General features: G+C 70.5%; 9 protein-coding genes. 7 read left to right on the forward strand and 2 right to left on the reverse strand.

Going from position 1 to position 7,831, the window contains the following annotated elements:
* Positions 1-129: 129 nt before the first annotated feature.
* The 7 genes from ACWEBX_RS27065 to ACWEBX_RS27095 all read left to right on the forward strand — a co-directional run bounded on the left by ACWEBX_RS27065 (position 130) and on the right by ACWEBX_RS27095 (position 5,447).
* Positions 130-1,254, forward strand: a complete 1,125-nt coding sequence (locus ACWEBX_RS27065; RefSeq protein WP_451887410.1) for a SchA/CurD-like domain-containing protein — start codon at positions 130-132, stop codon at positions 1,252-1,254.
* Between the two features lie 70 nt (positions 1,255-1,324).
* Positions 1,325-1,804, forward strand: coding sequence for a cupin domain-containing protein (locus tag ACWEBX_RS27070; protein WP_451887411.1), 480 nt, complete (start codon positions 1,325-1,327; stop codon positions 1,802-1,804).
* Positions 1,801-3,069: a beta-ketoacyl-[acyl-carrier-protein] synthase family protein gene (locus ACWEBX_RS27075; protein WP_451887412.1), complete on the forward strand. Its 1,269-nt coding sequence runs from the start codon at positions 1,801-1,803 to the stop codon at positions 3,067-3,069. Before ACWEBX_RS27070 ends, ACWEBX_RS27075 begins: the two co-directional genes overlap by 4 nt.
* Entirely contained in the window at positions 3,066-4,313 is a 1,248-nt protein-coding gene (locus ACWEBX_RS27080) for a ketosynthase chain-length factor (protein WP_451887413.1), read from the forward strand. The genes ACWEBX_RS27075 and ACWEBX_RS27080 overlap by 4 nt, the downstream gene beginning before the upstream one ends.
* A 29-nt stretch (positions 4,314-4,342) precedes the next feature.
* Complete coding sequence (locus tag ACWEBX_RS27085; protein WP_451887414.1) at positions 4,343-4,603, forward strand: phosphopantetheine-binding protein; 261 nt, start codon at positions 4,343-4,345, stop codon at positions 4,601-4,603.
* A gap of 1 nt (position 4,604) precedes the next feature.
* Positions 4,605-5,084, forward strand: coding sequence for an SRPBCC family protein (locus tag ACWEBX_RS27090; protein ID WP_384802764.1), 480 nt, complete (start codon positions 4,605-4,607; stop codon positions 5,082-5,084).
* A gap of 30 nt (positions 5,085-5,114) precedes the next feature.
* Positions 5,115-5,447: a TcmI family type II polyketide cyclase gene (locus ACWEBX_RS27095; RefSeq protein ID WP_451887415.1), complete on the forward strand. Its 333-nt coding sequence runs from the start codon at positions 5,115-5,117 to the stop codon at positions 5,445-5,447.
* A gap of 94 nt (positions 5,448-5,541) precedes the next feature.
* Here ACWEBX_RS27095 and ACWEBX_RS27100 read toward each other — a convergent pair whose 3' ends face one another.
* On the reverse strand, positions 5,542-6,570 hold the full coding sequence (locus ACWEBX_RS27100) for a methyltransferase (protein WP_451887416.1): 1,029 nt from the start codon (positions 6,568-6,570) through the stop codon (positions 5,542-5,544).
* Positions 6,571-6,601: 31 nt separating this feature from the next.
* Entirely contained in the window at positions 6,602-7,663 is a 1,062-nt protein-coding gene (locus ACWEBX_RS27105) for a right-handed parallel beta-helix repeat-containing protein (RefSeq protein ID WP_451887417.1), read from the reverse strand.
* Positions 7,664-7,831: the final 168 nt, after the last annotated feature.

The following is a 7,831-nucleotide window of genomic DNA, read 5'->3' on the forward strand; positions in this document are numbered from 1 at the left end:
TTCACTCGCCTGACCCGCGGGGCTCGCGCAGTCCCGGGCGCGCGGCAACGATCAGTTCATGGCGGCCCCGGCGTTTCGGATACCGCGGTCGTTCCTGACTTCCGTGACGAAAAGGAGAGGTGTGCCGCAATGTCCAACTCGGGACGTATCGCTCAGTCGGCCTTCGACGGCTCGAAGCTTCGGGTGATCCTGCTGCTCGACCTGTACGAAGGCGCCCAGCAGCAGTTCCTCGACGCGTACGAACTCATGCGCAACCAGGTCGCCTCGGTTCCCGGACACCTCAGCGACCAGCTCTGCCAGTCGATCGAGAACCCCTCGCAGTGGCTCATCACCAGCGAGTGGGAGAGCGCCCCGCCGTTCCTCGCCTGGGTGAACAGCGAGGAGCACGTCGAGACCGTCCGGCCCATGCACAGCTGCGTCCGGGACACCCGGTCGATGCGCTACAGCATCCTGCGCGAGACCAGCCCCGCCGAGCCGCTCACCCCGGAGTCGGCCCGGGCGGCCCTGCAGGTCGAGGCCCGCGAGGGCAGCGGGGTCGCGCGCCACGCCCTCACCTTCACCGTCAAGCCCGGATCCGAGTCGAAGGTCGCCGAGATCCTCGCCGGGTACGAGTCCCCCCAGGCCCAGGTCGACGACACCACCCGGCTGCGCCGCACCTCGCTCTTCATGCACGGCAACCGCGTCGTACGGGCCGTGGAGGTCGAGGGCGACCTCCTCGCGGCCCTGCGCCACGTGTCGCGCCAGCCCGAGGTACGGGCGGTCGAGGAGGCCATCAACCCCTACCTGGAGCAGGACCGGGACCTGAGCGACCCCGACTCGGCCCGGGTCTTCTTCACCCGCGCGGCGCTCCCCGCCGTGCACCACGTGGTCTCCGGCCGCGAGGAACCCGCGAAGGTGACCCGGCACGCGCTGTTCTACCCGGCCCGCAAGGGCCGCGGCATGGAGCTGGCCCGGCTGCTCGCCCACCAGGACGAGGCCGCCGCCGACGACAAGAACAGCCCGGTGTACAGCAGCACCGTCTTCCAGCGCGACGACATCGTGGTCCGGCTCATCGACATCACCGGCGCCCTCGATCTCGACCCCGTCGCCTCCCTCGGCCTCAAGGGCGCCAAGAAGGCCGCCGAGCTGGAGCGACTCCTCGACGGCCCCGCGATCGGCGTCGAAGGCTCCCTGGGGACGGAACGCAACATCAACCGCCTCCTGTCGCACGCCGACATGCTGCCCATCACCGACCGGAGCTCGGCGGGTTCCTGACGGACCGCCCGCCGCCGCCCGCGTCCCCGGACGTCCGGTCCGACGTCCTGCCACACCCGGAGGTACAGGCATGACCAAGCAGCATCCACAGATCGTGAACCTGAGCGAGACGGAACCGAACCGCAGACGCGGGGGAGACATCCGGGCGATGCTCACGCCCGCCACGGTCGGGTCCACCAGCGGCTTCATGGGCCTCGCCATCATCCAGCCCGGCGAGCGCATCGGCGAGCACTACCACCCGTACTCCGAGGAGTTCGTGTACGTGGTCGGCGGCGCCCTCGAAGTGGACCTGGACGGCGAGGCGCTCGCGCTCCGGCCCGAGCAGGGTCTGCTGATCCCGATCGGCGTGCGGCACCGGTTCCGCAACGTCGGCGGCAAGGAAGCCCGCATGGTCTTCCACCTGGGCCCGCTCGCCCCGCATCCGAGCCTCGGCCACGTCGACACGGAGGAGGCCGCCGACGCCTCCGAACCCGCCCCCGCGTTCATGGCCGGCGGAGCCGCGCCCGGCCACCACGGACAGCAGTCCGAACGAAGCGGGGCCATAAAGTGACCCGCCGGGTGGCCGTCACCGGCATCGGTGTGGTCGCTCCGGGAGGCACCGGGACGAAGGCGTTCTGGGACCTCCTCGAAAGCGGCCGCACCGCGACCCGGGGCATCACGCTCTTCGATCCGGTGGGCCTGCGCTCGCGCATAGCCGCCGAATGCGACTTCGACCCGATCGCGCACGGCCTGGACCCCGAGCTGATCGAACACGTCGACCGCTACATCCAGTTCGCCGTCGTCGCCGCCGCGGAGGCCGTCCAGGATTCCGGCCTCGACACGGACCGGGAGGACCCCTGGCGCGTCGGAGTCTCCCTGGGCAGCGCCGTCGGTGGCACCACCCGTCTGGAACACGACTACGTCCGGGTCAGCGAGTCGGGCCGGCGATGGGACGTGGACCACCGCGCGGCCGACCCCCAACTGCACCTCGCGTTCGCGCCCAGCACGCTCGCCTCGGTCGTCGCCGAACGGTTCGGGGCGCAGGGACCGGTCCAGACCGTCTCCACGGGATGCACCTCCGGACTCGACGCCGTCGGATACGCCTTCCACACCATCGAGGAAGGCAGGGCCGACGTCTGCATAGCCGGGGCGTCCGACTCGCCGATATCCCCGATCACGATGGCCTGCTTCGACGCCATCAAGGCCACGTCGCCCGACAACGACGACGCCGAACACGCCTCCCGGCCCTTCGACGCCAACCGCAACGGCTTCGTCATGGGCGAGGGCGCGGCCGTCCTCGTCCTGGAGGAGTACGAGCACGCACGGGCCCGCGGCGCGCACATCTACTGCGAGATCGGCGGCTACGCCACCTACGGCAACGCCTACCACATGACCGGTCTCACCAGCGAGGGCCTGGAGATGTCCCGGGCCATCGACAGCACGCTCGACCAGGCCCGCCTCGACCCCACGCGCATCGACTACGTCAACGCGCACGGCTCCGGCACCCGGCAGAACGACCGGCACGAGACCGCCGCGGTCAAACGGTCCCTGGGCGAACACGCCCACCGGACACCGATGAGCTCCATCAAATCCATGGTGGGCCACTCGCTGGGCGCGATCGGCGCGATCGAGGTCGTCGCCTGCGTCCTCGCCCTGAAGCACCAAGTGGTGCCGCCCACGGCGAACTACGAAACCCCCGACCCCGAGTGCGACCTGGACTACGTGCCGCGCACCGCCCGCCAGCGGAAGCTCAGGAATGTGCTCTCCGTCGGCAGCGGGTTCGGCGGATTCCAGTCCGCGGTGCTCCTGACCGGGCCGGCTGGGAGGACACGATGAGCACACAGCGCCCCCGGAACGCGGCCATCACCGGTGTCGGTGTCATCGCCCCCAACGGACTGCGCGCCGACGCCTACTGGAAGTCTGTCAGGGAAGGCCTCACCGTCCTGGACGGCATCACCCGCGAGGGCTGCGGGCACCTGCCGCTGCGCGTCGCGGGAGAGGTCCGGGCCTTCGACGCGGCGGACCTCATCGAGGAACGCTTCCTCGTCCAGACCGACCGTTTCAGCCACTTCGCGATGGCCGCGACCGTCCTCGCCCTCGACGACGCGGGCCTCGGAGCGGCCGGCCCCGAGGACCCGTACGAGGTCGGCGTGGTCACCGCCGCCGGATCCGGCGGCGGCGAGTTCGGCCAGCGTGAACTGCAGAAACTGTGGGGCCAGGGCTCCAAGTTCGTCGGCCCGTACCAGTCCATCGCCTGGTTCTACGCCGCCAGCACCGGCCAGATCTCCATCCGCGGCGGCTTCAAGGGGCCCTGTGGAGTCGTCGCGAGCGACGAGGCCGGGGGACTGGACGCCGTCGCCCACGCCGCCCGCGGCGTACGGCGCGGCACCGGCGCGATGCTCGTCGGCGCCGCCGAGGCGCCGCTCGCCCCGTACTCGATGGTCTGCCAGCTCGGCTACCCCGAACTCAGCACCGTCGAGGACCCCGCGCGCGCCTACCGCCCCTTCACCGAGGGAGCCTGTGGCTTCGTGCCCGCGGAAGGCGGCGCCATGCTCGTCGTGGAGGACGAGCGGCGTGCCCGCGAGCGGGGAGCGGAGGTCCGGGCCCTCGTGGCCGGACACGCGGCCACGTTCACCGGGGCCTCGCAGTGGGAGAGGTCCCGCGAAGGGCTCGCCCACGCCATCCGGGGCGCCCTCGCCGAGGCGCGCTGCGCCCCGGAGGAGATCGACGTCGTCTTCGCCGACGCCCTGGGCGTCCCGGCCGCCGACCGTGCCGAAGCCCTGGCCATCGCGGACGCCCTGGGGGCGCACGGCACCCGGGTCCCCGTCACGGCGCCCAAGACGGGCATCGGACGGGCCTACTGCGGGGCACCCCTGCTGGACACCGCGGCCGCCGTCCTCGCGATGGAGCACGGCCAGATCCCTCCCACCCCCAACGTGTTCGACATCTGCCACGACCTCGACCTGGTGACGTCGAACGCCCGACCCGCCGAACTGCGCACGGCCCTGGTCCTCAGCAGGGGACTCATGGGGTCCAACGCGGCCCTGGTCGTACGACACGGCGGTCACCACGCCCGGTAACCCGGGCCGCACGTGAGGAGAACCACCGCATGATCACCACCGAAGTGACCGTCGACGAACTGGCCGCGCTCATGAAGAAGGCGGCCGGGATCACCGTCGACCCCCACGAACTCGCGCAGTCCCTCGACGCGCCGTTCGGCACCCTCGGACTCGACTCGCTCGGTCTGCTGGGCATCGTCGGTGAACTGGAGAACCGGTACAGCCTGCCCCTGCCCCCCGACGCGGAGCGCTGCAAGACCCCGCGGGAGTTCCTCGACCTCGTCAACGACAACCTCAAGGCTGGAGCCTGAAGTGGCCGGACACACCGACAACAGCGTCGTCATCGACGCCCCGCTCGACCTCGTCTGGGACATCACGAACGACATCGAGAACTGGCCACGGCTCTTCAGCGAGTACGCGTCCCTCGAAGTCCTGACCCGGGACGGCGACACGACCACCTTCCGCCTCACCATGCACCCGGACGACAACGGCAAGGTGTGGAGCTGGGTCTCGCAGCGCACCGTGGACCGCGCCGCGCGGACCGTCCGGGCGCGCCGCGTCGAGACGGGACCGTTCGCGCACATGGACATCCGGTGGGAGTACGAGGAGACCCCGGCCGGTACGCACATGCGCTGGGTGCAGGACTTCGCGATGAAGCCCGACGCCCCCGTCGACGACGACTGGATGACGGACAACATCAATCGCAACTCCGTCACGCAGATGGCCCTCATCCGGGACCGGATCGAGCAGGTCGCCCGTGAGCGCCGCAGCCCCGCGGCCATGCCCCGCTGACCGCTCGAACCGGCACAGGAAGGACACCCGATGCACCACGCCCTGATCGTCGCCCGCATGGCGCCCGACTCGGCTCCGGCGATCTCCGACGTGTTCGCCGCCTCCGACCGGGGTGAGCTCCCGCACCTCATCGGGGTCAACCGGCGCAGCCTCTTCCAGTTCGGTGACGTGTATCTGCACCTCATCGAATCCGAACGGGACCCGGGCCCCGCCATCGCGAAGGTGGCAGGATACCCCGAGTTCCGGAGCGTCAGCCAGGAACTGTCGGCGTACGTCAGCGCGTACGACCCGCAGACATGGCGCAGCCCCAAGGACGCCATGGCGCACTGCTTCTACCGCTGGGAGCGCGACACCGCCTCCTGAGCGGGCACCGTGACACAACCAGAGGCCGCCGGCTCCGCGATCAAGCGGAACCGGCGGCCTCGGGTTGTCCGGTTTCTCAGGGGGTCCGGCCGGATCAGCCGGGGACGGTGCACTCGAAGGCGTGCAGATAGGGGTTCACCGGGCGGATCTCGCCGATGATCAGGCCCGCCGCCGTGAGCCGGTCGACCATGCTCTGCCGGGTGTGCTTCGCACCGCCGACGTTCAGGAGCAGCAGCAGGTCCATGGCCGTCGTGAACCGCATCGACGGGGTGTCGTCCACGAGGTTCTCGATGACGACGACCCGGGCGCCGGGCCGGGCCGCCTTGCGGACGTTCGCGAGCGCCCTGCGGGTGCTCTCGTCGTCCCACTCCAGGATGTTCTTGATGATGTAGACGTCCGCCTGGACCGGGATGTCCTCACGGCAGTCCCCGGCCACGATCCGCACCCGGCCGGCCAGCGCCCCGCCGTCGCGCAGACGCGGATCCGCGTTCTCCACCACGCCCGGCAGGTCGAGCAGGGTGCCGTGCACGCCGGGGTGCTTCTCCAGCAGGCTGGCCACGACGTGACCCTGGCCGCCGCCGATGTCGGCGACCGACTTCACGCCGCGCAGGTCCAGGAGCTTCGCCACGTCCTGGGCGGACTGCGAACTGGACGTCGTCATGGCCCGGTTGAAGACGTACGCGGATTCCGGGGCGTCCTCGTTCAGGTACGGGAAGAACTCCTTGTCGTACACGTCCTCGAAGACGTTGCGGCCGGAGCGGACCGCCTCGTCGAGCTGCGGCCAGACGTTCCACGTCCATGGCTCGGTGCACCACAGGGCGATGTACCGCAGGCTGTTCGGGTCGTCCTCGCGCAGGAGCCGGGACATCTCGGTGTGCGCGAACGTGCCGTCGGGGCGCTCCGCGAAGACGCCCTGGCAGGACAGGGCGCGCAGCAGCCGGCGCAGGGTCCCCGGCTGGGTCTTCACCGCGGCGGCCAGGTCCTCGGCGCTCATGGGCGTGTCGTCGAGGGCGTCCGCCACACCCAGCCGGGCCGCGGCGCGTACGGCGGCGGCACGGGCCGCCCCGAAGACGAGTTCCCGCAACTGCATGGACGGCGGGGGACTCTGATCGACAGTGGTCATTCAATGCCTCGTTTCTGGTGTCGTGCCGTGCTCAGCACATGCCGGAGGGCTCGGAGACCTTGCACGTGTTGCCCCGGAACGTGTTGCCCTTGCCGGTGGTGTCGCGGTTGGCGAGGTCCGAGGGACCGTTGCGCAGGACCACGTTGTCGCGCACCTCGTTGCGCTCGCTGAGCGCGCCCACGAAGCTCTTGAACAGCACGATGCCGCCCGACAGCGGGGAGGTGCCCACGTTGTCCTCGACCCGGTTGTGCGTCACGCGGGTGTCCTCCGCGCCGGTCAGGACGATGCCCGAACCCTGGAGGGCGGGCAGCCGGGGGGTCTTGGGACAGGACTTGTTGTTGGCGTGGATGTAGTTCCCGGTGACGCTCAGGTCGCCGACGCGCGGCTTGTTCTCGTCGCCCACGACGAACACCGCCGTGCAGTTGCCGGTGGCCTCGTTGCGGGCGACGGTCAGGTTCCGCACCCGCCGGACCGTGATGCCGATCCGGTTGCCGCTCATCAGGTTGTGGGCGACCACCGTTCCCTTGGTGTCGCGGGCTCCCTCCTCGGTGGTGACCGTGTTGGAGACGAAGAGACCGGCGTCGCCGTTGTTCCTGGCGATGTTGCGGACGAACCTGGTCCGGACGGACCTCTCCTCGGCGATACCCCACTGGCCGTTCTTCTCGGAGGTCACTCGGCGCACGGTCAGTCCGTCGGTCCCCGTCGCCCACAGACCCTGCTTCGCGAAGCCCCTGATGGTCAGTGACGCGACGGTGACACCGCGGACGCGCTTGCTGTCGGTCCCGGTCACGCAGATGCCGTTGCCCGCCTTGGCGCAGGCGTCGGTGGCGGCGGTGTTCGGCACGATGACGGTGGACCTGGCGCTCGCGCCCCGCAGGGTCACGTCCCGCCCGGTGAGGGTGACGCTCTCGTGGTAGGTGCCGGGGGCGACGACGACGGTGTCGCCCGCCCGGGCCGAGTTCACGGCCTTCTGGATGGATTCACCCGGGCGTACCAGGTGCACGGACGGGTGGTCGGAGGGCAGGGCTGCGCCCACTCCCGATGCCACGACCACAGCCGTGCACGCGAGGTAGGCCATCTGTTGTCTGGTCATAGGCCGAAGCTATGAACGGGTGTTGCTGCCCGCCACCGCTGATCGCCCAGGTGGGCCGCAGCCGTCACCGTGACGCGCCGGGAGACCTCGAGACGGCGCCGCCCCGGCCGGAGGACGAAGGAGATGGCGTTGCCGATGACCATGAGCTGATAGGCCGTGAGCGTGCCG

This window comes from Streptomyces sp. NPDC005070 (genome assembly GCF_053600395.1).

What these genes read in the sequence shown, in the direction of transcription:
- ACWEBX_RS27065 (WP_451887410.1), top strand. Translation starts at nt 130, where the DNA reads ATGTCCAACTCGGGACGTATCGCTCAGTCGGCCTTCGACGGCTCGAAG.
- ACWEBX_RS27100 (WP_451887416.1), bottom strand. Translation starts at nt 6,570, where the DNA reads ATGACCACTGTCGATCAGAGTCCCCCGCCGTCCATGCAGTTGCGGGAA.
- ACWEBX_RS27105 (WP_451887417.1), bottom strand. Translation starts at nt 7,663, where the DNA reads ATGACCAGACAACAGATGGCCTACCTCGCGTGCACGGCTGTGGTCGTG.
- ACWEBX_RS27080 (WP_451887413.1), top strand. Translation starts at nt 3,066, where the DNA reads ATGAGCACACAGCGCCCCCGGAACGCGGCCATCACCGGTGTCGGTGTC.
- ACWEBX_RS27085 (WP_451887414.1), top strand. Translation starts at nt 4,343, where the DNA reads ATGATCACCACCGAAGTGACCGTCGACGAACTGGCCGCGCTCATGAAG.
- ACWEBX_RS27070 (WP_451887411.1), top strand. Translation starts at nt 1,325, where the DNA reads ATGACCAAGCAGCATCCACAGATCGTGAACCTGAGCGAGACGGAACCG.
- ACWEBX_RS27095 (WP_451887415.1), top strand. Translation starts at nt 5,115, where the DNA reads ATGCACCACGCCCTGATCGTCGCCCGCATGGCGCCCGACTCGGCTCCG.